25 protein-coding genes, 1 pseudogene and 2 riboswitches are annotated in these 26,998 nt (G+C 35.5%); of the genes and pseudogenes, 13 read left to right on the forward strand and 13 right to left on the reverse strand.

What is annotated here, in order from left to right; translation table 11 throughout:
- Positions 1-5 precede the first annotated feature (5 nt).
- From B5D12_RS00900 to B5D12_RS00920, 5 genes are all read right to left on the reverse strand, one after another.
- Positions 6-911, reverse strand: a complete 906-nt coding sequence (locus B5D12_RS00900; protein WP_327077576.1) for an alpha/beta hydrolase — start codon at positions 909-911, stop codon at positions 6-8.
- A gap of 66 nt (positions 912-977) precedes the next feature.
- Positions 978-1,565, reverse strand: a complete 588-nt coding sequence (locus B5D12_RS00905) for a rhomboid family intramembrane serine protease (RefSeq protein WP_078755057.1) — start codon at positions 1,563-1,565, stop codon at positions 978-980.
- A 31-nt stretch (positions 1,566-1,596) separates the two neighbouring features.
- Positions 1,597-1,896, reverse strand: a complete 300-nt coding sequence (locus B5D12_RS00910; protein WP_078755058.1) for a DUF503 family protein — start codon at positions 1,894-1,896, stop codon at positions 1,597-1,599.
- 131 nt (positions 1,897-2,027) lie between these two features.
- Positions 2,028-2,651 (reverse strand): plasmid pRiA4b ORF-3 family protein, encoded by a 624-nt coding sequence (locus B5D12_RS00915; RefSeq protein WP_078755059.1) that lies wholly within the window; start codon positions 2,649-2,651, stop codon positions 2,028-2,030.
- 656 nt (positions 2,652-3,307) lie between these two features.
- Entirely contained in the window at positions 3,308-4,672 is a 1,365-nt protein-coding gene (locus B5D12_RS00920; RefSeq protein WP_078755060.1) for an FAD-dependent oxidoreductase, read from the reverse strand.
- Between the two features lie 1,103 nt (positions 4,673-5,775).
- Here B5D12_RS00920 and ndk point away from each other — a divergent pair.
- Complete coding sequence (gene ndk, locus B5D12_RS00925) at positions 5,776-6,177, forward strand: nucleoside-diphosphate kinase (protein WP_078755061.1); 402 nt, start codon at positions 5,776-5,778, stop codon at positions 6,175-6,177.
- Between the two features lie 169 nt (positions 6,178-6,346).
- Positions 6,347-6,444: riboswitch (SAM riboswitch) on the forward strand.
- Positions 6,445-6,515: 71 nt separating this feature from the next.
- Positions 6,516-6,833, forward strand: coding sequence for a hypothetical protein (locus tag B5D12_RS00930; RefSeq protein ID WP_078755062.1), 318 nt, complete (start codon positions 6,516-6,518; stop codon positions 6,831-6,833).
- A 279-nt stretch (positions 6,834-7,112) separates the two neighbouring features.
- Here B5D12_RS00930 and B5D12_RS00935 read toward each other — a convergent pair whose 3' ends face one another.
- From B5D12_RS00935 to B5D12_RS00955, 6 genes are all read right to left on the reverse strand, one after another.
- Positions 7,113-7,538, reverse strand: a complete 426-nt coding sequence (locus B5D12_RS00935; RefSeq protein ID WP_327077574.1) for a GNAT family N-acetyltransferase — start codon at positions 7,536-7,538, stop codon at positions 7,113-7,115.
- Between the two features lie 613 nt (positions 7,539-8,151).
- Positions 8,152-9,339: an ATP-binding protein gene (locus B5D12_RS00940; protein ID WP_078755064.1), complete on the reverse strand. Its 1,188-nt coding sequence runs from the start codon at positions 9,337-9,339 to the stop codon at positions 8,152-8,154.
- A 530-nt stretch (positions 9,340-9,869) separates the two neighbouring features.
- Positions 9,870-10,043, reverse strand: a complete 174-nt coding sequence (locus B5D12_RS10590) for an HIT domain-containing protein (protein WP_407645200.1) — start codon at positions 10,041-10,043, stop codon at positions 9,870-9,872.
- A gap of 87 nt (positions 10,044-10,130) precedes the next feature.
- A complete protein-coding gene (locus B5D12_RS00945; RefSeq protein ID WP_143412007.1) occupies positions 10,131-10,889 on the reverse strand; it encodes an ATP-binding cassette domain-containing protein in 759 nt (252 codons plus the stop codon).
- A 226-nt stretch (positions 10,890-11,115) separates the two neighbouring features.
- On the reverse strand, positions 11,116-12,039 hold the full coding sequence (locus tag B5D12_RS00950; RefSeq protein WP_078755066.1) for a cation diffusion facilitator family transporter: 924 nt from the start codon (positions 12,037-12,039) through the stop codon (positions 11,116-11,118).
- Between the two features lie 23 nt (positions 12,040-12,062).
- The gene (locus tag B5D12_RS00955) at positions 12,063-12,377 is read right to left on the reverse strand and encodes an ArsR/SmtB family transcription factor (RefSeq protein WP_048728532.1); all 315 of its coding nucleotides are present in this window, start codon (positions 12,375-12,377) and stop codon (positions 12,063-12,065) included.
- A gap of 358 nt (positions 12,378-12,735) precedes the next feature.
- On the opposite strand from B5D12_RS00955, the gene B5D12_RS00960 reads away from it, so the two are divergent.
- The 6 genes and pseudogenes from B5D12_RS00960 to B5D12_RS00975 all read left to right on the forward strand — a co-directional run bounded on the left by B5D12_RS00960 (position 12,736) and on the right by B5D12_RS00975 (position 17,779).
- Positions 12,736-14,679, forward strand: a complete 1,944-nt coding sequence (locus tag B5D12_RS00960) for a heavy metal translocating P-type ATPase (RefSeq protein WP_078755067.1) — start codon at positions 12,736-12,738, stop codon at positions 14,677-14,679.
- Between the two features lie 245 nt (positions 14,680-14,924).
- Complete coding sequence (locus B5D12_RS00965) at positions 14,925-15,479, forward strand: recombinase family protein (protein ID WP_078755068.1); 555 nt, start codon at positions 14,925-14,927, stop codon at positions 15,477-15,479.
- A 45-nt stretch (positions 15,480-15,524) separates the two neighbouring features.
- Complete coding sequence (locus B5D12_RS10350; protein WP_234982876.1) at positions 15,525-16,100, forward strand: helix-turn-helix domain containing protein; 576 nt, start codon at positions 15,525-15,527, stop codon at positions 16,098-16,100.
- Positions 16,090-16,272, forward strand: a pseudogene (locus B5D12_RS10355) (Mu transposase C-terminal domain-containing protein); the annotation flags it as partial. The gene B5D12_RS10350 and the pseudogene B5D12_RS10355, both read left to right, overlap by 11 nt.
- The gene (locus tag B5D12_RS10360; RefSeq protein ID WP_234982877.1) at positions 16,273-16,974 is read left to right on the forward strand and encodes a Mu transposase C-terminal domain-containing protein; all 702 of its coding nucleotides are present in this window, start codon (positions 16,273-16,275) and stop codon (positions 16,972-16,974) included.
- Positions 16,967-17,779 (forward strand): AAA family ATPase, encoded by an 813-nt coding sequence (locus B5D12_RS00975; protein WP_002316690.1) that lies wholly within the window; start codon positions 16,967-16,969, stop codon positions 17,777-17,779. The genes B5D12_RS10360 and B5D12_RS00975 overlap by 8 nt, the downstream gene beginning before the upstream one ends.
- A gap of 95 nt (positions 17,780-17,874) precedes the next feature.
- Here B5D12_RS00975 and B5D12_RS00980 read toward each other — a convergent pair whose 3' ends face one another.
- On the reverse strand, positions 17,875-18,159 hold the full coding sequence (locus B5D12_RS00980) for an ABC transporter ATP-binding protein (protein ID WP_143412009.1): 285 nt from the start codon (positions 18,157-18,159) through the stop codon (positions 17,875-17,877).
- Between the two features lie 104 nt (positions 18,160-18,263).
- A riboswitch (TPP riboswitch) is annotated at positions 18,264-18,352 on the forward strand.
- Between the two features lie 27 nt (positions 18,353-18,379).
- On the opposite strand from B5D12_RS00980, the gene thiT reads away from it, so the two are divergent.
- Positions 18,380-18,958, forward strand: a complete 579-nt coding sequence (gene thiT, locus B5D12_RS00985; RefSeq protein WP_078755070.1) for an energy-coupled thiamine transporter ThiT — start codon at positions 18,380-18,382, stop codon at positions 18,956-18,958.
- Positions 18,959-19,771: 813 nt separating this feature from the next.
- Here thiT and B5D12_RS00990 read toward each other — a convergent pair.
- Complete coding sequence (locus B5D12_RS00990; protein ID WP_078755071.1) at positions 19,772-20,704, reverse strand: dihydroorotate dehydrogenase; 933 nt, start codon at positions 20,702-20,704, stop codon at positions 19,772-19,774.
- A gap of 1,179 nt (positions 20,705-21,883) precedes the next feature.
- Between B5D12_RS00990 and B5D12_RS00995 the strand changes: the two genes are divergently transcribed.
- The 4 genes from B5D12_RS00995 to B5D12_RS01015 all read left to right on the forward strand — a co-directional run bounded on the left by B5D12_RS00995 (position 21,884) and on the right by B5D12_RS01015 (position 26,994).
- Complete coding sequence (locus B5D12_RS00995) at positions 21,884-22,360, forward strand: nucleoside deaminase (RefSeq protein ID WP_078755072.1); 477 nt, start codon at positions 21,884-21,886, stop codon at positions 22,358-22,360.
- A 599-nt stretch (positions 22,361-22,959) separates the two neighbouring features.
- Complete coding sequence (locus B5D12_RS01005) at positions 22,960-24,051, forward strand: hypothetical protein (RefSeq protein ID WP_078755074.1); 1,092 nt, start codon at positions 22,960-22,962, stop codon at positions 24,049-24,051.
- 647 nt (positions 24,052-24,698) lie between these two features.
- Positions 24,699-26,288 carry a hypothetical protein gene (locus tag B5D12_RS01010; RefSeq protein ID WP_143412010.1) on the forward strand — a complete coding sequence of 530 codons (1,590 nt, stop codon included), beginning with the start codon at positions 24,699-24,701 and terminating at the stop codon, positions 26,286-26,288.
- The gene (locus tag B5D12_RS01015; RefSeq protein ID WP_078755076.1) at positions 26,281-26,994 is read left to right on the forward strand and encodes a hypothetical protein; all 714 of its coding nucleotides are present in this window, start codon (positions 26,281-26,283) and stop codon (positions 26,992-26,994) included. The genes B5D12_RS01010 and B5D12_RS01015 overlap by 8 nt, the downstream gene beginning before the upstream one ends.
- Positions 26,995-26,998 lie beyond the last annotated feature (4 nt).

Here is a 26,998-nt window from a genome sequence, read left to right on the forward strand (position 1 = left end):
CTCCTTTACTTTTTCTGCTGACAAATAGAATGATAAAATTCGATATAATCTTGAATAACTGTCTCAAACATCGGTTCTAAATAAATCTCAAAATGTGCGCAACCATATTCCTTAATAGTAGCATTAGCTGCTTGTTGGGCCCATTTTAAAGTGGCTGAAGCTGGGGCAATGGTATCTTTTTTACATAGTGCAAAATAAATCGGTGTTGTAACCTCTCGGGCTAACTTTCCTGGAGAATATTTAAGAAACTCTAATAAAGTACGCGCAGGGACTTGATTGATAAAATTAGCCTCACCAATCATTCTACTGGCGCTATCACCATGATCTGATACTGTCATCAATGCTCCTTCGCCTTTATTACCTGCAAGTTTTAACATAACCGGACGATAACCTCTTACCATTGATACGATATCCGCCACTAAATAGGGCATCATTTTAAGTAATGAGAAAAAAGGGACTGCACGAGTAGTCGCCCAAGTATCGGTATAAGGACATTGAGCAATTGTAGCAATAATATCCTGACGCTCAGCTGCTAATTGAATCACGTGACCGCCGCTAAATGACGTGCCAAATAAGTATAATTGCGTTGCGTCAACTCTTGGTTCTCGCTTCACCCACTCAATCGCCTCACGCCAATCAGTCAATTGATGCTGAACATTAATTAATTGACGCCTCTGACCCTCACTCGCCCCAAAATTACGATAATCGAACAAAAAGCAAGCCAGTCCCGCTTGAGCAAAACGTTGGGCATAAACATCCAATCGCATATCACGTAAAGCACCTAAACCATGCGCCATAACAATCACTGGTGCCGGATAGCGTGTTGCCGGTAAATACAACCAGCCACTGCAACGGGTGCCGTCAGAATAAAAATCGATGTCCTCACGGATGTATGAATGTACCAGGATAATGACCTCCTTTAATTATGATTAGAATCCTTAGTTATCATGCTTAAAAAGTGCAACTAACAAAGTCGTTTATCGATGCTTAGCTTGATACAAATTTAATTGGTAGCCTAAATACGCCCCTACTAAGCCACCTATAATATGCGTTAAATTGGAGATGTTATCGGAAGTAAAGATGCCTTGAAGGACTTCCTTACCAATATAAAGCAACGCCACCAAAATAAACGTAATCGGTATTTCCCCTTCTTTTAAACTGGTCATCGATGCGAATAATATAAAGGCAAAGACTACTCCGCTAGCTCCCAGTAACGCCACTTTTGGAAATAGTAAAAAATGAATCACACCCGTTACAAATGCTGTTGACAAGATGACCATTAAAATATTCATCGAACCATACTTATCTTCTAACAATGGTCCAATTACTAAAAACATCATCATATTACTAATTAAATGGTCCCAATTCGCATGACCTAAGACATGCCCAAAAAATCGTAAATAAGTAAAAGGATCCCAGAACGACGAGCGATAAACACTAAATAGTGTACGCGTTAAGGTTCCTCCAAACACCTGATCAAACAACAGAATCATAAAACTAGCAAAAGCAAAAGACAATATGACTGGCGAATTAAATGACAATTTCATTTTTTTAGCATTTTTCATTTGACTGTCGCTCCTTCATCTATTATGGATATTATTCAACAACCAAAATATCCCATATAACATTCTGTAATTCGCATGACTTATCTAAAGTAAAATCATATAAAAAATCTTCAATTCGTTGAGCATATTGCTCGCCTTCTAATTCAGACAGACAAACCAACGCTAGCGATAAATGAAGCTGTTGGTAATCTTCTTGATGTGCCGTTTCTCGCACACTAACTGAAAAACCCTTTTTTAATTGCGAAACTAACGACTGGCGAATACTGCGTTTGTCTTTTAAAGAGTTAGCATAAGGTAACTTTATCGAAATTTCCATAACTAAAACTAACACGCGTCATCCTCCTAGAAATTATCTATCTTCAGTATAGCATCAAACTGATCTTTAAAATAATAAAAACCCTATGAACTTTACAAACTTAATTGTAATACCATAGGATTTAAATTTAACGAATCAAAAATAAATTACCAATTGATTTCCACTTCTGAATCATAAATATGATAAGGTAAAATAACATCACCATTATTTAGCCGATAAAACTTAGCTAATCGCTTATTCACTCGAGGTAGATCATAGTCTTCTAAAATTCTAGGATTCCATTTAACCCACTCTTGATACTCTTTAGAATCAGGGGTTTTTGCCAACTCTCTAATTTCCTCTAAACCTCCAAGGCCGCCACAATCTTCCGATATGTTTTCGCCGCGAAAACTGACCACACTAGGGACCTCCTCTGATGTTATGACCTTTACTTTCATCAAGGTGATTTTAAACTCCCAATTATCGCCGAAATCATAGGTATAATCGAGAGTGTTTAATTCTAACAAATAAGGAAGAACAAGTGTTTTGTCTGCATCCACATAGTTGATTCCCTCATTATAAGAATTAAAATACTCATCACGCATATACTCAAGGTTTATTTCAAAAGGATACGACTTTTTTGTGAAATTAAACAAATGCATATCATATAGGCCAAATGCAATTTGAATAAAATGATGCAACTCAAAAAAAGTGATACGATTCGGTAAGATTATATTACGCCAAATCGGAGGCGACTTTATCTCTTTTAATTGAACTTTAACTTGAAACATTTTTTCAACTCCCTAATCAAATTGTTATTAGAAAAATTACTATTATTCTACTTACAGTATAAAATATCGAACGCACTTTTTCTACTTAGTTCCTCCATAAAAATGCTCTGAGCTATCCCATAGAAAAAGTTTTTAGGTGATGTTTTAATTGAATCTTTCCTTACATTCTAAGTTGCAATTTACGCTCCTGATTTCATATTGAAGTTAGAAAGAATGGAGTACGCTAAGCATCTTCCAATATACGACTTAAAATTATTTTTAAGTAATTAAATGCAACAAAAAAAGTCTCTAAGCTTATAATACTTAAAGACTTTTTACTATTTTAATTCTTATAAAGAATATCATCCAATTCAAATGGGAGTGGACCAAAAGTAGAAAATCAAATGATTTTCGCTTTGTCTGTCCACCCCCGCACAGTTGAGTAGGTCTCAAGCAAGTCATTAAGACGCAGGTTGAGACCACTCAACCACTGCGCTTTTAATGAATAAGCACTAATTCGACTGGATTTTTCAAGCTTGTTCTCAGCTACGTTAAGACGCCATTTGAGACCACTCAACCACTGCGCTTTGAATTAAATAGATATGGCTGAACAGAATTTAAAATGCTTTTGCCCAGCCTCATTTCCACAAGAGAGTGCAGAAATTAATTTGTTTGAATTAGAATAAAATCTTGTCTGCCCCACCAAATTGATTTCCTAATGCTTGATGAGCAAGCACTTGAACATAATGCCATGGACGGTCATAATTTGGTTGATAGAAGAAGTCTACCATTGCTAATTGTTCTAACGTCCATTTAGCATTAATCGCAATCGATAACGCATTGATGGAATCCGCAACATCATGAATAGAGACAAATTGTGAGCCTAAAATCAGATGCGTGTCTTCATCGAAGTAAATCTTCATATGAACAGTTCCTGGTCGACGCATGAAGTCTGGATACACTTTTTCTTCACAATAAGCTGAAGCAATCTTACCATCATAACTATCCGCACTCACATGCCCTAAACCAGTGGTGACAACCGTGTAGTCGAAAACATGTAAAGCAGAAGTCCCTGATACTGGTAACATCTTCACTAATGATTCTTTTCCTAAAGCATGTAAAGCCGCCACAATTCCTTGACGACGAGCATTCGTTGCTAAAGCGATATTGGTTTTCTTTCCAGTAGGTGCATACATAATTTTAGTTGCATCCCCACCGGCATAAATGTCGGTGACAGAAGTACGCATGAATTCATCGATTTCTACAAATCCACGTTCATCGATATCGACGATTCCTTTTAACCATTCGGTATCTGGTTTAACTCCTACCGCAATGACAACGGTATCGGCCTCATATTCTCCTTTATCCGTTACAACGCCGGTTACTTTGCCGTCTTTACCGGTTAATTTCTCAACTTTTTCGTGCCCTTTGAAAGCTAAACCTTTTTCTTTGGCATGATTTTCTAATACAGTCGCTAATTCTGGATCAACATAGGTTGGTAAAATATGATCTAGACCGTCTAATAAAACTGTTTCGATTCCCGCTTCTGTGTAGGCCGTCGCCACTTCGACACCAATATAGCCTGCCCCAATGACGACTGCTTTTTTACTAGATTTCATTCGTTCTTTAACGGTTCCTGCATCTTCACGTCCACGGAAAGTATGAACATTTTCTAAATCATACCCTTCAAATTTTGGAACAGGTGCAAAGCCTCCAGGACTCAGTAAGAGCTTATCATAGCTTTCTTCCTTCTCACCTTCGTTATCCTTAATTTGAATTGTTTTAGCCTCAGGATTAATCCCCACGACTGCTGTTGAGTAATGCATATGAATCCCTTGATCAGCATAAGATTGGTTGGTAGCAAAATGCAATTCGTCTAAAGCTTGAGCAATACTTTGAAGATAAGATTGAGCACCACAAGACATAAAGGACGCGTGGTCACCTGCTTCATATATATGAATCTCTGCACTCGCTTCTTGCTTCAAGATTGTCTGTACCGCTTCAAATCCAAAATGCGATGTTCCAACTACTACGTACTTCATGAAAAATTTCCTCTCGTTTATTATAACCATTCTAAACTGATGATATATTCATCTTAACACTCACCAAAAAAAACTTGCATCTAAAAAGACTTATCAATGAATTTTTTTAGTTGTTAGTACAAAACATTTCTGATGATTGAAATTTCAAAATCTATATTTAATACTTAACAAGTGGGATTGAGATGAAGTAGAAAATAAGATGAGTTTTGCTTTTGATACTCCCGTACCGTTTGGTTTATATCAACTAATCTTAAAATCAACTAGATGCCAGTCAACTATTACACTTATAAAATTATCAGATACTACTAAACGGAATTTTTGAAGTTTTGTCCAACTTCCTTTCGTTTTCCGACCATCCAAAGACATGTCTTTTCACAAAGTTTCATTTTTCAAAATCTGGTAAAATATTTTCATCTGAAAGCTAATTGAACAATGTAAGCATTCCAAACGTACAAAAAGTAATAAACGAGATAAAAATAATGCATTTTTTGTTTTCACAAATTTTCAACTTGTCTCATTTTGAGACACGAAAACAGCCTTTTTTGAGTGTTATTTTCATTTTCATAAATTTTAGAAAAATACTTCGCTAAACTTTATATATTCTTAATAATTAAGCAAAATATGTCTCAAAATGAGACACGGGCTTGTGAATGAAAATAACCACAGTAGAATTATCAGCTAAATTGCTTTTTTAAATTTATTTCACAAACAATCAGCATGATAATGCAAAAAAAGCATCTAAAAATCGAATACTACTTAATGAGGGATTGGTCTTCTAACTCATAGTATTTCATATTGTTAACCGTTGTTTGATTAGGATTGATTTTTTAAAAGATTAAAAATGGGCAGTTAACCAGCGCCTACAAAACAACTTTATTATAAAGCCATTTTTTAAGGTCTTATCACACGAGCTCCACCGTCACGATGTTAAAAGATTTTGTTGCCATCACAAAAATAAAACTATCACTATTCTAAAATATGATAAAAGGATACTTGCGACATAACCTGGTATCCAAAATGAATACGCTAGCACCATATTAGGCGCATTATCATCATTTTCTTGGTATAATGATGATAATAAGGTTTAGGAGAGTGATTAAATCATGAGTCAACAAACATACATCATGTTAAAACCAGATTGCTTGAAGCGCGGCTTGATGGGGGAAGTGATTTCGCGGATTGAAAAGAAAGGCTACCGTATTGTACAAGCCCAATTGATGACCCTTGATACACCAATCATTGCCGAACATTATGCTCATCTGATTGACAAGCCCTTTTATCCTAAGCTTGAACAGTTTATGTTATCAGGACCTGTCTTTGGTATGGTGGTAGAAGGCGAAGAAGTCATTCAAGGCATGAGAGCCATGATGGGACCAACGAATGTCTTTGAAGCAGCACCCGGTACGATTCGCGGAGACTACGCAACCGATGTTACTTATAATCTGATTCATGGATCAGACTCGCCTGAAACAGCTAAAGTAGAAATTAACCGATTTTTCAACTGATGATAAGCGAAGTTCAAACGCAACAATATTCTGTTTTAAGTCGCTATCGAAGTAACTGCGTTCAAGTTTATTATTTATCCAATTTAAAACAACTTTCATATAGCGTAATAAAATAATCATTGAAATATCTCTTAATAAATGATAATATCAATATACAATTAAAAATCACAACTTATCCAGAGCAAGCAGAGGGAATTGGCCCAATGACGCTTCAGCAACCTACCATTGGCAAGGTGCTAAATCCAACTCGAAAGAGATAGATGAGTCGATTCCAGTTATTTGGCACGACGACTCTCGTTGTGCTTTTTTAATTGAATAAATAACTAGGAGTGGTTAGTTTGTTACCAGAAATGAAGAGTAGTTTTGATGAGTTTATTAAAGGAATCAAAAAATTTGGTATTATGCCACATTTAAGATTTCGAAGAAGTCAGAGTGGTGATGTCACTGAACATGATTGGGTATTTCTAGTCAATACGCGCCCACCGCATAATGGGGCTCATATTGGTCGTTGCTGTACCTGTTGTATTGGCAATGGCAGTATCAATGATTACGATCATTTCAAAGAATCTTTCAGCTATGAAGAATACGAAACGATTGTAAACCTGTTATTCGATTATATTTATACTGACTCTCAGTATAAATCCATTCAGTCATAAACCGACTCATTAAGAAAGAGAGTTTAAGGACAACGCTATTGAGCATGCCACTTAGACTCTCTTTTTTGTTTTGAAATATTTTTTGTAGAGACAACGCTACTGTTGTTTAGTCAGATACAATTTCATTATCTTAGGCAATGGCAACCAGTAGAAAATCGATTGAATTTTGCTTCGTTTGCCTAATCTCTATCTACGGTATTACTTGGAAAATCTTCTTTTGTCTAACCTCGAGATGCCCATAAGTTTGGTTATGTTCTATACCAGTTATGCCGTAAAATCTTACGCTTTATACTGCATTAAAAGTTCAAGCTTATTGGTGACTTCATCCATCTCCTGCGAGATAGTCGTTAATCCTTCACGTTTATAAAATTTTACGGCACTCTCATTTTCATGATATACCGTAAGCAGCAATTCCTCACGAAGCTCTTTTGCATAATCTAGTAACTGCTTACCAATGCCTTTAGAACGCATACTTTTATCTACAAAAATCCCCGCAAGGTAATTGTCTTGCAACCCAACGAAGCCCACAATTTTACTTTCATGTTCATAAACATAGATTTCAGCATCTAACAGTTGTTCTTTAACCATTGGTGCATTAGCTATCCAATATTCACGATTTATAAAATGATGTGCCTCAAGATTGCTCTCAAGCCAAATTTGCATCACTTGGTCAAGGTCTTCTATTTTAAACGCTCTAATCATCATCAATTCCTACTTTCTTGGTACTAATTTTCTGGTTTTAGACTGGTACTATGTGTGGATTACAAATAAGCTATTTCGCTACCATCCTCCATATTGTAGACACTTTCTTTGAACTCTAATTGCTTACCTTTCGTTTCCATAAATCGATCATTGCCATAGTCGAAGTGAAGCGTTCGATAGGCTAAACCAGATAAAATCACAACCAACGTAACCAGAATTACTACAACAATTTTCACCCCATTTCATAGTATTTTCCCCTTTGAATACTAACTTTACGTTTTCATCCTATCATTTTACGAATAAGAGATACTTTTTTTACTACGAAAAAAGACCGAAACTTTTTACACAGCCTCCAAAATTATTATCGACTCACATTAACTTTTTATCTATTCACATAAATTGATGGAAAACCAAATAATCAAGCATAATTTCATCTCCCGGTCCCTCATAAAGATTTAATAGAATCGGCCTTTACTTTATAAACATTGTTATTTTACTTGGCTCAATTCTTAACAACAATTCACATTTTTCCATATGCATCAAGCCTTAACTATAGATAAGCAGGCCCCGTTTCTAAGTTTTGGAATTACTCTCATGAATCACTATCTTTATCGCCTTAAAAATCTATTTCTCCATTCAAAAATTTTTCTGCATTTAAATTTATTATACCTTCTTTTGAAAAATCGAGCGTATCTAAGCTTAAAATAATCTTCGGATAGTTATCTTTTAACATTTGTAGCGGTCTAAATTCACGTTCTCTTGTCTTTTCATCCATCAAACTCAAACTTACTTGTATGTATATTATCTCCTCATATTTTTTACAAATAAAGTCTATTTCGTATTCATCTATCTCACCTGTATAAATTTTATAACCTCTTCGAAGAAGTTCTATAAATACAAGATTCTCTAAAAGATGACCATAATCTTTGTTCCCGCCCGCAATTAATGAAGTTCTTAAACCTGGATCAACTCCATAGAATTTATTGTTTCTTGCGAAGAATTTTCTTCCCTTTAAATCATATCTTTCCAACTCATATATTAAATAGGCTTCTTTTAAATATTCTAAGTAAACAGATACCGTTTCTTCTTTTGCATTAATTCCCAACTCAGATTTTATCGTATTAGCTATCTTTCTGACTGAAAACACGGAACCAGAATTTTGAAATATAAAACTCGCTAAAGCTCTTAATAGATGACTATTATTGATTTTATTTCTTAACATGACATCTTTTAATAATACTGAATCTAGTAAATCATTAAGAATGGTGCTTTTAGAATAATTATTTTCAATTCCTACTACTCCAGGAAATCCACCGTAAATCATATAATCTTGCAATGTTAATTTAGAATCCTTTAATTTGGATTTCCTTAACGAAAATGGGTAGACAACAATAGAGACATATCTTCCAGCTAAATAGGTCGCAAGTTCGGATGATAACAACTGAGCATTTGAACCAGTTATTACAATATCTATTTTCTTTTCTAGATGAAGAGAATTTACTGCAACCTCCCATTTATTAACAATTTGAATTTCATCAAATAATAGATAATATTGTAAATCCCTTTTAGTTTTGTCTTTAATATAGTTATGAAGTGCTACACTATCTTGAAGTTCTAAAGTATCTAGATTTTCAAAATTCAAATAAATAATCTGTTCTTCAGTTACTCCATTTTCTAGTAGCCAATCCTTATATTGAAACATAATGGTAGACTTTCCAGACCTTCTAACACCTGTAATGACTTTTATTAAATCTTTATTCTTCCATTCTTTTAACCAGTTAAGTTCTCGTTCTCTGATTATCATTATTTTTCTCCCGTGGTATATTTTTATTTCACAACAATTATATCACCGTAAGGGAGATTATTCAAACACATTTCTAAATTTCATCTCCCCAAAGGAGATATATATGAATTTTTATTAACTTATATCGCTATCAGAGAAGTAGATGATTGTGACATAACCCTCATTTTAAATTTTCTCTCAAACTATTTTATTATCCTAATAGATTCGAGAATTATCGATTGATGAAGTATTATTTTCTAAAAATAAGATCTTTATCGTACAATTTAAAATATTGAAGTGCTCGAAAAAGAAGCTGGAAAAAAACTGAATAGTTTTGGTCCCAACTTATCTTCTAATTAATTAACTGTTCGGTGATTACGTGTCCTTAAGCTACATTCTTCGAATATATTTAAATTCTACTCAATTGCGCCAAGGTAGGCAGACGAAGTTAAAATCTTTGATTATCAATGCTTATTCTTTCTATCTACGGTATTGCCCGTTATTTGCACTTTTTAAATAATTACACTATGTATTAATAATAATCGTCATCGTCATATCTTGGAAAAAACATGCAGATGAAAATGACCAAAGTCACAGTTTGCTCCACCATTTTGCATTATGCCATAACCTGATGCATGGTATACCGTCGTGAAGGCTTTAATCATTCTCCGAGTTACGCTGGTAATTTCTTGCATATAAGCGTCAGGAAGACTTTGGCTTACTATATTTTTGCATTAGATCAACTGATCCAAATCCAGCACTTGGTCATATCGACTAAGATTACTTGAATCTCTGTGCGTAATATTAATCAGTCAAATATCTTCTTGATCAAGCAAATAATCTTCGATTCGATGGAAATTTTCTTTATCCAAGGCTGATAATGATTCATCCAAAATGATAAATTTCTTATTTTGCAAGAGCGCTCGAATGATTATCATACGTTGCTTCTGACCGCCAGAAAGATTTCCTTCTTCAATAATCAACTCATTCCAATCATTAAACCTCTCATCCAAACCAAATTGTTCTAACAATTGTTGAGTCATTTCAATCGGTAATTCCTGATATAAGTGTAAATTATTTAACACTGTATCAGCAAAGATAATCGAATGTTGTGATATTAATCCGATATGGTCTTGAACTTCTTGGTAACTGACTTGCTGATGATCCATATGATTGTATAGAATGGTTCCTTGGTCCGGATCAAGATTTTTTGTAATCAAATAAGCTAGAGTTGATTTTCCTTTACCACTACTACCGACAATCAGATACTTCTTCCCTTGTTCAAATTGATAATTAAAATCTTCAAAAAAATTTTGATGGTTAATCGAATATGCAAGAGTTTGAATATCAATCTGTTGCAACGACTCTATATGAGTAGTTATTGGAGCATCGTCAGCTGCACGTTCACCCTTTGCATCGTACTTTTGTTTAATGTCTTTGACAGAGTTGATGCTTGATAAATTATCCGCAATCAAATTGACCGGCATTTCAAGTTCATTAGACAAAGCAATAATCGAAGCCAGTGCCCCGACGGTAATCGAGCCATTTAAGACTTGTCGATCTCCTATCAATAAGATACAAATCACACACCCATAGAAAAACAAGCCTATCAATACATTAATCAGCGCCGTAAGCTTCACTTCTTTTTGATTAGCTTGATTAACCTGTAAATTGTAATTTTATTTTGCATTAAATTTAAGGGGTGCTTTGCACTAATAAATCGAGTAGGAGACTAGCCATTAATTGACTAGTCTCCTACTCGATTTAAAATAGTCCTTTTTTCAATATATAAATACTTTAACTGCCATAAGCATACCCTTTTTCCAGTTCGTCTTTACTTGTAGTTATTTCTATTGTGATATGATCCTTTACACCCGATGTATGGGCAAGCTCTGCAATTTCTTCTTTGATTTCCCTAGTCTTGTTTATATCGGAAGAGTCTATAAGAACCGTAACGATAAGGGCATTTTCTTCTCCGTCCAGTGACCAAATGTGAAAATGAGAGAGGTCCTTTACAGCAGGAATATTGTTAATGGAGTTCGCCAGGTTCTCTACGTTTACATTTTCCGGCGAACCGTTCAATAAAATTTTCATTGTACTGAAAAATTCAGGTACAGTTTTATAGAGGATATAGAGTGCTATCAAAATCGATAAGATTGGATCCAATCGATAAGCCTCTGTAAAGTTCATTACGATACTCACAACCAAGACCCCAATCCACCCTAATACATCTTCTAGCATATGCAGGTTCAACATGCCTTCGTTTTTAGATGACCCTTTGCTTAGAATCCAAGCCGCATATCCATTCAATCCAATAGCCACGAGTGAAAGCCAAAACATGCCATTGTAATTAACCGGTTGCGGATCAATCAAACGTGGGATACTTCGGTAAATCATAAAAAATGAGCCGCCGATCAGTACTACTCCAGTTATCAACGCCCCTAATAATGAAAAGCGGTTATAACCAAAAGTGAACTGTTCATCTTGCTGCTTTTCTGAGTACCCCTGGAAAAACCAAGCGAATCCAATAGAAATGGAATCTCCTAAATCATGAACGGCGTCGGACATAATTGACACACTATTGAAAAGAGACCCAAAGAAAAATTCAATCATGGAAAAAATAAAGTTGATGAAAAAAGCAATTTTAATATTCTTATTCGGTTGATTTTGGTGCGAGTGATTTTCTTGTTTCTCTGACTTTGAAATTTTAAAAACCTCCATTTAGTTTTATACCTTATTAGCTTTTATTGTTCTTGTTCATTGATATGAGTTAAGACTTGTTCGAGAATACTGAAAACATGAAGATCATCAAGACTGTAAACCATGCTTTTCCCTTCTCTTCTTGCCTTCACTAAACGTGAATCTTTCAATATTTTTAGTTGGTGTGAAATCGCGGACTGTTCCATATCCAATGCAAGCACAATGTTTCCAACACTGAGCTCTTCTTTCTGTAAAAGAAAGAGAATTGACAAGCGTGTAGGGTCACTAATCACTTTGAATACTTTGCTTATTGATTGGATCTTCTCTTTATTGATTGGCGAAGTTGTTGATGTATCCATATGCTCTTATTCCTCTCACATGATTTTCCATTCATATATATAATACCACATGAGTAAAACGATGCTAGTTTTTTGTTTATAGACAAAATTAAGACTTTTGTATCAGCAATAGTAGTCCATTTGAATAAGAAGCATCTTGTCTTGACAAAACTCATACAGTGAGTTAATATGATTTTGTAAACATATGATTTGTTATTCATATGTAAAGCGTACAGATTCCGATTTACATATGGGACAACTGAAAGGAGTCAGAGACAATGGAAATTACATGAATACTTCTCTTCTTTTAGTGGGAATTTGTGTGATTTAATAAGTAAATGAATGGAAATCAAAGGAATTATATAGGAAGGTGATAAAAATGGAAACTATCGAAGAACAACAATCTCAAGAAAAACATAATCACAACCACGACCATGACCATGAACACGGAAAAATGCCAATCGTTTTATACTTTATTGGTTTAGCCTTGGCGGTGATCGCTTTATTTTTGAATGAAGATTATCAGTTAATGCGAAATATTTTATTCTCAATCGCTACAATCAGTGCAGGATATCATGTCATTATTCTTGAAGGCCTTGGAGAAACAATCGAGAACTCCAAAGTTCAAAAAAAGTTCATGCCCAACTCTCACATTTTGATGGGATTAGCGGCCATTGGCGCTTCTTTAATGGGGAATTTTTGGGAAGGTACATTATTGATTCTTATTTTTTCTGGTGCACATTTTTTGGAAGATTATGCAGAAGGAAGAAGTAAACGAGAAATCACGAAATTACTCGAAATGAATCCAACGACTGCCCGGTTAATCCAGCCTGATGGCAGTACAAAAAATGTTGACGTCAGTGAATTAAAAGTGGGAGATCAACTTCAAGTATTGAATGGCGATCAAGTCCCCATTGATGGCGTCATTTTGTCAGGCTCTACGTCCATTGATGAGTCATCTATTAATGGAGAAAGTATCCCAAAAGAGAAGTCCAAAGGAGACGACGTTTTCGGAAGTACAATCAATGGAACAGGTACTTTCACAATGGAAGTCACTAAAGAAAATAAAGATACAGTATTTTCAAAAATTTTACAGTTAGTAAACCAGAACCAAGACAACCAAACAAAAGCTGCGAGTATAATCCAAAAATTTGAACCGAAATACGTTACAGTTGTTTTAATTGCCATTCCGTTATTCATGTTATTGGCTCCTTTTCTCCTAGACTGGACATGGTCACAAAGTATCTATAGAGGATTGGTCCTTTTAGTGGCAGCTTCACCCTGTGCTTTAGCAGCGGCTACTGTATCGGTAACTTTATCGACGACTTCTAACTTGGCCAAAAAAGGCGTCCTTTCAAAAGGTAGTTCTTACCTGTCTCAATTAGCCGATACTCAAGCCATTGCATTTGACAAGACAGGAACCTTGACTAAAGGAAAACCTGAAGTAACCAATTACTATTTTGCTGATTCCGTGAACGAAGAAAACATGATTGATATCGTAGTAGCTCTTGAAAAAGAATCCAATCACCCTTTAGCAGATGCTATTCTAAGAAAGTTTGAGCAAAAAAATAAACTAACTATCGAAGTAGAAAACCAGATCGGCAAAGGATTGACAGGAGATTACAAAGGGAGAAATTATCGTATAGGAAAACCGACTTCGTTTGACGATGTTTCAGATGAATATAGTCGTTTAAATAATGAATGGTCGTCAGAAGGTAAGACGGTCGTATACGTAGCAGTAGATGAGGCTGTTATAGGTCTTATTGCCCTCATGGATGTTCCGAGTGAGCATGCAAAAGAAACCATTGATTATTTCAGAGAACAAGGCATACACACCACATTAATTACTGGTGACTCAGAAATGACGGGTAAAGCAGTCGCTAAACAATTAGGAATAGATGAAGTGATTGCGAATGTCATGCCGGAAGACAAATCCAGAATTATAGACGAACAAAAAGAAAAATACGGTGTAGTTACCATGGTTGGAGACGGAGTGAATGATGCCCCCGCTCTCGTAAACGCAGATGTGGGAATCGCTATGGGAGATGGGACCGATGTGGCAGTAGAGGTATCGGATTTAGTTTTAATGCAAAACGATTTATCCAAATTGGTACAATCTCATAATATATCTACGAAAATGAATCGTGTCATTTGGCAGAATGTTATTTTTTCAATGGCCGTTGTTGCCTTTTTAGTTGTCGTTAGTTTCTTAGGCTTACCGGATATTGCAATCAGTGTCATTATTCATGAAGGAAGTACATTGGTTGTTATTCTGAATGGGCTTCGATTGTTAAGGTCTAATTCTAAGCCTATCAAAAATTAATAACCTGTTTCAAATATTAACTAATTCTCGTTTTCATATGCCTCTGAAGTTTTGGAAACTTTAGAGGCATATTTTTATAAATCAGTTAGTATCAAAAACAATCGATTATGGGACGATTTTAAATAACAACTTTTATAGACTAGAAGAAGGGTTTTTTAGTGCCAAAACTTTGCTCTTTATCTACGTATCTTTACCCACCCTTTATGATACAATTGAGAAAATCAAAATAGAGAAGGAAGAGGATTATGAGTGGGTATATATATGGGTATGCAAGGGTAAGTACACGATCACAAGAATTGTCTCGTCAGTTGGATTTGCTCAATGAACATAACTGCAACGAAATACTGACCGAAAAAATGACGGGAACCAAAGCTAACCGTCCGCAATTAAATCGGCTGAAAGATAAATTGCGTCCAGATGATACAGTTATCGTGGAAAGCTTCTCTCGTTTGGGGCGCAGCACAAAAGATTTAATTGATCTTGTAAATTACTTTGAAGAACATAATGTAAAGTTGATCAGCTTAAAAGAGAATTTTGATACGGTCACTCCCCAAGGGCGACTTATGATGACTGTGTTTCAAGCATTTAGTCAATTTGAACGAGATTTGATTGTTGAACGCACAAAAGAAGGTTTAAAAAGTGCTCGAGTTAGAGGGCGAAAAGGCGGGCGTCCTCCTGTGAACCAACGAGATATTGAACGAGCAATAAAATTGTACAAAAGTGAGGAATATAGTGTGAAAGAAATTGTTGAGATGACAGGAATCAGCAAGTCAACGCTTTATCGTTACTTGGATAAATAAAAATTGACGATTAATTTTATTTAATCGTGGGAAAGAGGTGTTCTCATGAACCAAGAACTTCCTCCATTAACTTCATATTCAGAAGAACTACGACAAAATGCGATGGATAAATATCAAGTGATTGCCCCTTATCTTAAGCATGAAGAAAGTTTGAGTAATATTGCTGAAGAATCAGGGGTTCCAAAAAGAACTTTATACCATTGGGTAAATCAATATCAACAATCAGGGTTGAAAGGATTGATCCGAAGAAAGCGCTCGGATTCAGGAAGCTTTAAAGTAGAAGAAAATGTACAAGAAGAAATTAAAAAGCTTATATTTGAAAACAAAAAAAACACCTTAACTTCTATTCATCGGAAAGTCTGTAAAATTTGTAAAAAGAAAAATTGGGCCCCGCCTAGTTACAATCAAGTATATGCGATTGCTAAAAATCTGTCGCCACAATTAAAGGAACTTGCTCATAAAGGAAAAAAAGAATATCAAAATAATTATGATTTGGTTTATCGTCGTGAGTCTTATTATCCCAATGAAATATGGCAGGCTGACCACACTCCCTTGGATATCCTTGTTTTAAACGAAAAAGGAAAGCCTGAGAGGCCATTGGTTAACAATTATTTTAGATGATTATAGCCGAGCAGTTGCAGGGTATTTCCTTAGTTTTCAAGCTCCTTCTGCTATTCAAACTTCTTTAGTTTTACACCAAGCAATATGGAAAAAAAGCAACTCTGATTGGCAAATATGTGGTATACCTGAAACTTTCTATACCGATCACGGAAGTGATTTCACTTCAAATCATTTGGAGCAAGTCGCAATTGATTTAAAAATCAATCTTATTTTTTCTACGGTAGGTATGCCAAGAGGACGGGGGAAAATAGAACGTTTCTTTTTAACAATTAATCAATTATTTTTGCAAGATTTACCAGGTTACATTGGGAATCAAAATACTTTAAATCTTCTTACGATAAAAGAGCTTGATGAGAAATTAGCGCATTTTATTATATATGACTATCACCATAGAGTGCATGGCACTACAAAACAGGAACCTATAAAGATGTGGAATAATTCAGGATTTCTTCCTCATCAACCAGATAGTCTAGAAAGTTTAGATTTATTGTTATTAAATGTTGGAAAGCCAAGAAAAGTTCATTCTGATGGAATTCACTTCCAAGGTTTAAGATATATTGACACCAATTTAGCAGCTTATGTAGGTGAAACTGTTATCATTCGATATGATCCAAGAGATATTGCTGAGATTCGTGTATTTTACAAAGACCAATATTTATGTACGGCAATTTCTCCTGAAATTTCTGATTACGAAGTCGATTTAAAAGAGATTGTTGCGGCACGTAATAAAGCACGGAAAAACCTTGAAAATCAGCTCCATTCTGGAAATAATATTGCGGAAGAACTTATTTCATCTAAGCAGAAAGAGTTAGATAATCCTGTAAACAAAAAAGATTCTAAGAAGTCAAAAATTAAGAGGTATTACAATGAATAAAACACCCTATTTTATTGAAACAAAAGAATATAAACGCTTTGTAGAATTTTGTCAGGCATGTATCAAATACAAATATATCGGAATTTGTTATGGATTACCCGGAGTTGGGAAAACTTTATCCGCTAAGCAATATTCAAATTGGAATTGGGTCGAAAAACAAATTGATTACAAAAAATCGGAAGAAATCGGAATGAATGCAGATGAAAAAATCCTTGAAGCGAAAACAATATTTTACACCGCTCCAGCCATACGGGCGACTAAAATGACGAATGAAATCGATATGATCGGTGGTAAAATGGGTATGGTTAAAAGTATGTATAGAGTTCTTCAGTTAGGAGCAGAAGAAAAATACTCAACGAATGTGTATGAAGAAATTGATCTCATTATTATTGATGAAATAGATCGATTAAAAGTACAGCATTTAGAACAATTAAGAGATATTTATGACCAAAAAGATGTGGCTATGATCTTTATTGGAATGCCGGGTATAGAAAAGCGATTGGCTCGTTATCCTCAACTCTACTCGAGAATAGGTTTTGCCCATGAATTTGACAGATTGAGTAAAGACGAGATCCACCATATTCTGGAATACAAATGGGAAGAGTTAGGATTATCTGTCCAACTGGAAGATTTTGCTAATTATGAAGCTGTCACTAGTATTATTAAAATTACCAGTGGAAACTTTCGACTTATCCAAAGACTTTTCACCCAAATCGAAAGAATATTAGAAATCAATAACCTTGAAACTATCACGACAGAAGTAGTGGAAGCTGCACGAGATAGTTTAGTCATTGGAGTAAAATAAGTAATAAAAAGGACTATTTCATTTAGCGAAATAGTCTTTTTTTGTTCTATTAGTGCAACATAGCGCTTGAAGTTAGTGCGAAATAAAACCATAATTTACAGATTAACCTCATCATATTTTTCACTCACTTTATCCACAAAAATAATTGATGTTCTAAAGTTTTTAATATCTAAAAGACCTGTTACAAAATCTTTCAAATAAGCATTATAGATGGATTGATTTTTAGAAAGTTGGTTTTTGTTCTTACGTGTTTGATGTTTGCACACCCAAGGAATCAAAATCGGAAAGATCGACACAATAATAATTAATCCCGCTGATAATGGATCTAACGAGAACAACGCCATACAAGCAATAATAAATGTGATAACTCCTTGGTACAAAGAAATAATCGCATCATAATGAAAAGTTGAAAGTAATTGGTTTGTAAATTTAATTTTACTTTTTTCATTATTTTTGTTAGAATCATTATTACAATATAGATTTCAACATAAACAAGGGGTGCCACATTGGCTGAGATTATACCCTTTATTGGATCAAGGTAATGCTTGCGTCAAGATGTTTAACTCCTTTTTTGTGTTGGTTAAGAAAAGGAGTTTTTTTATGTCAAAAATTAAGACACAAACGTTGATTGAGATTACTATCTGTGCCGCTTTAGCACTACTTATTGATTTGATGATTCCTTCGCCATCATGGAGTTTTAAGGTTTCTGTCAAGATGATTCCAATTATTATTCTTGCTCTACGTCGTGGTACATTGGCAGGTTGCTTGGGTGGATTTTTATGGGGATTACTCCAATACATTACCGGTAATGCGTATGTATTAACGTTAGTACAATTTGTAGTTGAATATTTTGTCGCTTTTGCAGTCATTGGTTTCGCTGGTTTCTTTGCACCTTATATGCAAAAAGCATTAAAAGAAGAACCAACAAATCGTGTGAAACAATGGGCGATAGCTTCCATGGCGACAATTGTGGGATCATTAGCTCGTTATATCGTCCACTTTATTGCGGGGGTATCATTCTGGGGGTCTTATGCACCTGAAGGACAAAGTCCATATGTATACTCATTCCTAGTCAATGGGGGAGCGTTTCTATCTGAAACTCTTTGCTGTATTATTGTATTAATTTTCCTAACGCGTTCATTCCAACCTCTCTTACGCGTAAAAACATCAGGTTATTAATCAATTTTTATAACGTTTGGCTAACTCCTGCATCTTTAATCGTTTAATGATATGAATAAGGAATTATAACTTATTTAATAATGAAGACCGTGTGACTTATTTGAGTTGTTTATAGAGAGAGGGGTTAGTGCAACATCTTCGATCACTAAGTAAAGACCCTTCACCGGAATCTTGATGAACCACTATGAGACTTGTATAGAAGCGTAGTTAAGATCGTTATCACGCGTTAAGTGACTGAGGATAATCGGCAGATTATCAAGGTTTGGGTAAAACCACGTGATTAACGTCCCATTGATTGTTACGGCAGTCAATGGGATTTTTATTTTTAAAGTTCTTTGTCAAATGGTGTGGGTCACAGAAATTTTGGTCATTAAACACCGGTGTGTTGAATGGCTAATTTTTTCTAATTTGGCGTTTTTTTGTCTGCAATTCTTTTCTTCGGTTACATTTCCAAGGTTTGGATCATTTCCATATCTTACTTCTTACCAATCTACATCGATAGCTATGCTAATGAATTTACTCTCTAGATATGATATTTCTATTGGTCCAAATGAATTATTTTGTTTGGTTAACATGACTAATTCGGAGAAACAATTATCATCCTTTAAGTGTTCTGCCACACTAAATAAAAAAAGAGATCAACGTTAGCTGACCTCACTTAATTATATATAGATAGTTTTTCCAATTAACTTAATAAGCATGTCCACTATAAACTGAAATTTAGTCTGTTATAATTCCGTCGTGATTGCTCGTCACGGACACTTAAGCCTGTTACCGACCGTCGTGAAATCGAGCGACTGACACTTCAGCCTGTCACCGGCCGTGGTGAAATCGAGCGACTGATACTTCATCTATTAGAGTCTCTAAGCTTTCAATGCCTAATTCATCCATTCGCTGAGGAAGTTGGCTAATAATTTCTGGACAAATCATCGGTTGATTATAATTTTCTGTCCCAATTTGAACGGCTGATGCGCCGGCCATATACATTTCTAGAACATCATCTACGGTCTTTATGCCACCCACTCCAATAATCGGTATCTTAACTGCTCCAGCAACTTGATAAATCATCCTTAAGGCAATGTGTTTTACAGAAGTTCCAGATAAACCACCTGTAACCCCTCCTAAAATGGGTTGTCTACTTTCTAAATTAAAGGCCATAGCCGTTATTGTATTAATCATTGTAATTGCGTCAGCCCCACCTTCTTCTGCTGCTTTTGCAATGCTAACAATATCCGTCACATTAGGCGTCAACTTAACATAGATGGGTAGATGAGTCACTGCTTTACATTGTTGGGTTAACTGTTTAACTACTTGCGGATCCGTGCCAAAAGAAATGCCTCCTTCTTTAATATTTGGACATGAAACATTAAGTTCAATCGCACGGACATTCTCAGCTTGAGAGATTCGTTGACACATCTCGACATAATCTTCTTCTTTGGACCCCGCCACGCTTGCGATTACAGGAACATCATAATTCGCTAAGAATGGTAATTTCTCAGAAAGGACGGTCTTAATCCCCGGATTTTTCAAACCAACAGAGTTTAACACAGCGTCATCACGGTGCACATATTGTGGTACTGGGTTCCCTAATCTTTCTTCAAGCGTTGTACTCTTAATCACAATTGCTCCTAACACACCTAAGTCATAATATTTGGCGAAAGATTCACCATAGCCAAAACAGCCTGAAGCTGGCATAACAGGATTTTTTAAAACGATACCTGGTAATTTTACTTGCAATCGATTCATAGTCTACCTCCTAATAATTAAACTGTGAGTGAATTCCCAACGATTTGTCTATCAACTAAAATCAGCACACACATCCATGGCCTGTATGGCAGTTGACTCAATTAATTTCCCTCTCATTCATAACATTTTTTCATTTTCCCCTCCTATACAAAGAAGACCTCTCCTTCAACGCGGGCATGCGGAAAGAAGAGGTCCTGAAACGGCCACTTTTCATTACATACCTTCCCCGCCTCACAGGACGGTCGTTAAAGGATTGTATTTTTTAGTAATTATACATGAAATATTTCTAATGTAAAGGTTTAATTTATCGTTTTGAATTAATTTAGTAAGGATGTTCATAATAAACTGAAATCGGGTCGGGAAGTATGCGGCGTGATTGCTTGCTACGGAGGATTTGGTAGTTATTGGCCATCACTAACTCGCACGACGGATACTGCTTTACTTTCCTACCACTTTATTGATTTTTAAAGGAGTGTTAAGACAATATATCAATAATTAATGGCGATTTATTTGGAAAAACCTTAATGTTCTCGGCTATCTGTCCGTCATGATTGCTTGCTACGGACAGTTATGGCAGTTGAATTTCCGTCGTTCAACTGCGCGACGGAAATTTTTCTCCTTATCTATCACTCCAAATGGAGTAACGATTCATCGATAGACTCTCCTGTTAGCTCCTCTGTAACTAATAATCCTTCCTTCTCATGGACTGGGAAGCCTATTTAAATACACAGTATAAAACACATACATTTTAATTACATAGAATACGGGAGTGGACAAGAAGTAGAAAATCAAATGATTTTCGCTTCGTCTACCCACCCCCCGCAAAGTTGGGAGTAGATCAGAAGTAGAAAATTGAATAATTTTCGCTTCGTTGGCCTACCCCCGCAAAGTTGAGTAGGTCTCAAGCAAGTCATTAAGACGCAGGTTGAGACCACTCAACCACTGCGCTTTTAATTTAATAACAATAACTTGATTGAGTTTACCAAATTTATCTTTAACCTCATTAAGACGAAGATTGAGACCACTCAACCACTGCGCTTAGAATGAAATAGATATGCCTGAACAGAATTTAAAAAGTTTTTGCCCAACCTCTTAAAATCCATAATTGCACCGGCCTTCAGCAATTCAAGTGACATAATTAAAAACTCTGATAGAATGAGAGAAAAGGAGTGATTTTACATGATAAGTGAAAAAGATTTAGAGTACTTAGAGCGTTGTGTTGCCTTAGCGGAGACGGCACTGAACGAGGGTGATGAGCCTTTTGGTTCGATTCTTGTATCCAAAGAGGGAGAAATTCTCTTTGAAGATTACAACCATGTATCTGGTGGGGATTCTACCCAACACCCAGAATTCGCTATCGCACGCTGGGCGGCTGAGAATTTATCTCCTGAAGACCGTGCTCAGGCAACTGTATATACTTCTGGTGAACATTGCCCCATGTGTTCAGCAGCTCATGCTTGGGTAGGCTTAGGACGTATTGTCTATGCAAGTTCTTCAGTTCAATTACAAGCTTGGCAGAAAGAATTAGGTGTTGAGCCTTCACCAGTTAAGAACTTAGCGATTGAAGATGTCATCCTTGATGCAAACGTTGACGGACCTGCTCCGGAATTAGCTGAACGCGTAAAACAATTGCACGTCAAATTACACCAAAAATAAGACTAGTTAATATTGTATTTTCAAAATATTGTAATTATTAGAAAGTATGTTATACATAGATAAGCTCGATAACAAAGTTGCATTAATTTATGCTGGAACTTCAGGTATTGCTGAAATAACCGCCCTACTATACACTAAAAAAAGAGCTAAAGTAGCCATCGTTGGTCACAATGAGAAACGGCCTAAAGCCATCTTAGATAAAGATAGCCAATCCATTAAAGAGAGTGTTAAGGGAACTCGACCTCTTTGGAATGATTGATAGCTTGTATAATGGAGTATGTTGATACTGAAAGTTCAGAATTAGTGATCACCACATAAATGGGTTACTGAAGAGGAATTAACTGCTTTAGAATCTGATGCAGAAACTGATGAAGAAGAAACAATAAACTCTTCTAATAGTCAAACTAGCTAAGAATCTGAATCAGAAAGCGAAAGCACTGAAAAATAATTAAATTAAATAAACTTTTGGCAGGTCATGATGGGTCTGCCTTTTTTAGATACTGAAATGCTCTGGATTTATTATGAGTATATTATTTCTTGAGAATACGATTGAAGGTTATAATGTAACTGATTATTAAGCATATAAGGAGGTTTAACTCATGAAGTATTTCTTTTGGCTAGTTATGCTAATGTTTATTGCCTTTGTAGTATATATATTTCTTGGGCCGTTGAAGTTTTTTATCGATGTAGGCAACCATGACCCTAATGCTATTGCGAACACAAATTTTTTGAAAGCGATTGAATCTTATGATGGTCAAACTGTGTCTTCTGAAGCCGAGTTGAGAGAGCGTCTATTAGTATTGGATAATTACTTTGACGATGCTACCCCTCCGGACAAAAAAGAAGACTCGGTAACAGAAATCAATACTTCACATATTCAAGCTCTTTTTGGTAAGGCGGACCAGATTATTTCTTTCGATAACATGCCCTTTACTGATATGGTCTATCAATATGATATTGGTCATGATACTCTAAGCTTTCACGAAAAGGAAGAGGCAATTATTGAATATGTTATGGAAGATGTTTCTGATGAGGCTTATGACAAAGAAGAATTAGATACCTTATTCCTATCGGTTGTGGATACTTTCTACCAATCTGACAAAAGCTCAGAAGGCTTATCCATCGAAGACTACCCTCATTATGTTAATCAACTTCCTCCTAGTCGAAAGATTCAGCAAAATGGCTGGAATTTCCCTATAGCTAGAGATAAATTTATTCATTATTTTGATACCGGAGAAACTGACTCTTCCCCTATTAACTACTTGGGATTCATTTTCTGGGAGACCTTTGAAGGCGTACAATTACGTTATATAGAACGGCATTTGGGACGAGAATTGGACACATCTAGCTATCAGTTTGACGACATTCAAGAGAGTTTTAATAACTTCAATGATTTGTTAAGTGAAGATGAGGATAATCCTCCGCTCATACAGTTAATAGAATTAATTGATGCTTTTGGTCCTATCAGACACCTTCGTTATTCCTATAAAATTTCTGTTATTGATGTGTCTTGGGCCTTCCATAACGGGAATGAATGGTATGAACTGACCGCCAAAGTCGAGTTAAATCCATCGGTGGAACTTAGAGCCTTAGACGATTTGACTGAGTTGAAAGTCAGTGAATTAAAATTCAAGCCGATTAAAGACACTGATTATATCATTAATACCCATGCTTTTATTGCCAAGGAGTAAAATGAGGATATAAATTAATTTCAATTAGAGTGAGTGCAATAAGTTATGAAGAATTTGTTGATGGATTATAGTTAAAGTGAAAATCTGGCTCGTCTACTAATAATAAGAGGAATCGCTATTGTGTGAATGGTTACATATCAGCTGCCCAAGGATAATGCGATTGATTTTTGAATTAGTATTAGATGCTGTGAAAGAAATGGAAAAGGTCGAAGGTTGCTATATTTATAGCGTCGGAATTGCTACTGAAGATCATTCAAAAGTCTATATCTATGAAGTTTAGGAAAATCAAGAAATCTACGCAAACTCATTAATAATGGATGTGTTCCGAAATCTGATTACTGAAGCCAAGCCTTTTATCACAGACATGCAATATTATCCAACTTTAACCATTAAAGGTGGAAAAGGTCTAAAATAGACTCAAAAATTCAACATTAATAAAGAGTGGTTTCAATCTTGTGCTTAACTATCCAGTAATAAATCACTCTTTTTTGTATTAACTAATAGAGTGCTATATTAAGACTACAAAATTAAAAAACTTTTAAAACAATTCAACAAAGTCAATTTTTTTAAAAGTATATAATTAGGAAAACGTTTTCTTTTAGTATATGATAATTCTATAGACAAATTAAATTGAAAGGATGATCGCGGTGAAAAAGATAATCAGTTGCTTAATCTTGTTGAGCTTGATAAGACCATTGAGTGTACAGGCACAAACGATGTCATCAATTTTTGATGCCGATCCCTCTTACAATGCTAGACCTTATTCTCATAGCGGCTTAACTAATCGAATCATTGAAGAGATCAAATCAGCCTTCAATATTAATTCGAATGAGGAATTTCTATCAGAATTTCATGCTCATTCTGCGGGTCCTATTGTAATGATTCCTACTAAGAATGATGCTAATCTATCGATTACTGTATGGGATGGCATGGAGGGCGATGAACTGTATATCTATCTACGACTATCCTCCAATAAAGTCATTGATTTTAATACCTTTTTAACATTAATACAATTAATTGAACCTAATATGAATTCAGAAGATTTACAAAGTTTCTATAACCAATGGCAAGCCCAATTGGATGAGAATCACAAAGCTTCAATAAATGGTCATGAATTCCACAGCTATGGATTGAATCATTCGTCTAATCCCAACCAACATGTTAACCAAATTGAGATACGATTCAATTTCCCACTGACAACCTTTGAGGATGAAGAGTTAACTAATTTATCTGGCTCGTTTTATGATACAACAAAAGAATTTCCTAGTATTTACGATCATTCCAATTCAGATGCAACGGTCTATCTCGACCGCATGTATATCAATAACTTGTTATATGAGCTTCAACAAACTTTTGGCTTTGATTTGACGGAAAACCACCTAAGTGCTTGGGGAGGTACCGTTTACTTTTATCCGACTGAATTGGCTGAATTAGGAAGGTTGAATGAGTTCTATCTATTCAGCGGAGAAACTTCTTCATACCAAACCATTGAGCTACGGTTTACGCACGCTTATGAAGAAGATAATCCTGATATTAAAGCGAATCAACTTCTAATGATTAAATCTTACTTCCACCTATTCGCTAAGCTACTGAACCCTTATTTAACTGAGAAAGAGATTAATTCTGCCTTTGACAACTATACCGAAGAAGGTAATACAGAACTTGGTGATATCGTTATTAGGCGCGAAGGTTTCACTGATAATACTATAAGTATGTCACGACGCGTCCGATACAAACTAGAGGATGTTCAGCTAGACTATATCTTAAGTGTACCTGACAACCAAGCCAGCCAAGTCTTAATACCATCAGAGACGATGTATGAAGCAACAGTCCCTCAAATCAACCCCGTTGAGAAAATCTTTGCCCAAACTAACTATGATCATTCAAATATTGGCGAAGTTTTTGGTAGTGATGCTAACTTAAAAAAACATTATGAAGATAAGGTTATTCAAGTACTTAATGCCCTCCCTCACCACAAAGAGGTGTTAGAAATTTCAGGAGACATTTTATTGGACTCTCCTGATAATTGGATGATCGTCGAGCCAAAGAGCGACGAGGATTTTCAATATCAAGTCTATATAGGTGACCTTGATTTTGATATTGATGAGCCTGTTGAGATTCAAGCCTATAATTTGGGAATACAATTAATAGACAGAAAAAACCTCATGTTGATTCCGATAACAATCAAACAAAATGGGCAAACAATCTACAGCTTAGGAGGCGATATGAATGAATAGAAAACTGACTTTCAGTTTATTGGTTGTTGCTGTACTGTCAGTAATTTTTGTCGGGTTTGCGAAAAATCAAACCAATCGTCCTGTTCATAGCAAACTCTCCGATAATATGATTATATATGCCAACGTTCCTCCTAATCGATTTCGTGATAAAATCTCGTCCTTGAACCCAACGACTACCACAGGACCGTGCTTTACGAACTTATCTGAACAGCAACTCATGGAAAAGTCTAAGTTTAATGCAGAACATCTCACTGCCAACGCGATTAATGATGAATACTTAAAATTCCAAGGTGCACGAGTGAATCTCGCTAACGAACAGATTCGCATTGGAACTAGAGACTACAGTTATAAAGAAATGAGTAATCAGGCCGGCACTACTTCTTACACCTTATCAGAGGGCGGAGATGATGTGATAAGCCCTGCTAACTTAACCTTATTAATTCGACAAGCCCAGTCTGAAATCAAAGACCGAAATCAAACTATCTGGTCGGCGACAAGATGGGGACTTGCACTCTTTATCATCATGTCAGTGATTGGATTATTGTTACTATTCAACATCGAATCTATCTCGGAGGTGTTGATAAGTCTAGTCATTAAAGATGCAAGTCCGGGTCCCTTAGTTAAATTATCTGTCGGTGTGAGTGCGTTCATTTTAATTGCAACTAGCTTGTTGGTTTTATTCCAAGCTTATCAAACCATTAGTTAACGAT

Source organism: Globicatella sulfidifaciens DSM 15739 (assembly GCF_900167405.1).
GTDB lineage: Bacteria > Bacillota > Bacilli > Lactobacillales > Aerococcaceae > Globicatella > Globicatella sulfidifaciens.

Coding starts and splice junctions, on each gene's coding strand:
- B5D12_RS00905 (WP_078755057.1), bottom strand. CDS start 1,565: ATGAAAAATGCTAAAAAAATGAAATTGTCATTTAATTCGCCAGTCATA.
- B5D12_RS00915 (WP_078755059.1), bottom strand. CDS start 2,651: ATGTTTCAAGTTAAAGTTCAATTAAAAGAGATAAAGTCGCCTCCGATT.
- B5D12_RS00920 (WP_078755060.1), bottom strand. CDS start 4,672: ATGAAGTACGTAGTAGTTGGAACATCGCATTTTGGATTTGAAGCGGTA.
- ndk (WP_078755061.1), top strand. CDS start 5,776: ATGAGTCAACAAACATACATCATGTTAAAACCAGATTGCTTGAAGCGC.
- B5D12_RS00935 (WP_327077574.1), bottom strand. CDS start 7,538: ATGATGATTAGAGCGTTTAAAATAGAAGACCTTGACCAAGTGATGCAA.
- B5D12_RS00940 (WP_078755064.1), bottom strand. CDS start 9,339: ATGATAATCAGAGAACGAGAACTTAACTGGTTAAAAGAATGGAAGAAT.
- B5D12_RS00950 (WP_078755066.1), bottom strand. CDS start 12,039: ATGGAGGTTTTTAAAATTTCAAAGTCAGAGAAACAAGAAAATCACTCG.
- B5D12_RS00955 (WP_048728532.1), bottom strand. CDS start 12,377: ATGGATACATCAACAACTTCGCCAATCAATAAAGAGAAGATCCAATCA.
- B5D12_RS00960 (WP_078755067.1), top strand. CDS start 12,736: ATGGAAACTATCGAAGAACAACAATCTCAAGAAAAACATAATCACAAC.
- B5D12_RS00965 (WP_078755068.1), top strand. CDS start 14,925: ATGAGTGGGTATATATATGGGTATGCAAGGGTAAGTACACGATCACAA.
- B5D12_RS10350 (WP_234982876.1), top strand. CDS start 15,525: ATGAACCAAGAACTTCCTCCATTAACTTCATATTCAGAAGAACTACGA.
- B5D12_RS00975 (WP_002316690.1), top strand. CDS start 16,967: ATGAATAAAACACCCTATTTTATTGAAACAAAAGAATATAAACGCTTT.
- thiT (WP_078755070.1), top strand. CDS start 18,380: ATGTCAAAAATTAAGACACAAACGTTGATTGAGATTACTATCTGTGCC.
- B5D12_RS00990 (WP_078755071.1), bottom strand. CDS start 20,704: ATGAATCGATTGCAAGTAAAATTACCAGGTATCGTTTTAAAAAATCCT.
- B5D12_RS00995 (WP_078755072.1), top strand. CDS start 21,884: ATGATAAGTGAAAAAGATTTAGAGTACTTAGAGCGTTGTGTTGCCTTA.
- B5D12_RS01005 (WP_078755074.1), top strand. CDS start 22,960: ATGAAGTATTTCTTTTGGCTAGTTATGCTAATGTTTATTGCCTTTGTA.
- B5D12_RS01015 (WP_078755076.1), top strand. CDS start 26,281: ATGAATAGAAAACTGACTTTCAGTTTATTGGTTGTTGCTGTACTGTCA.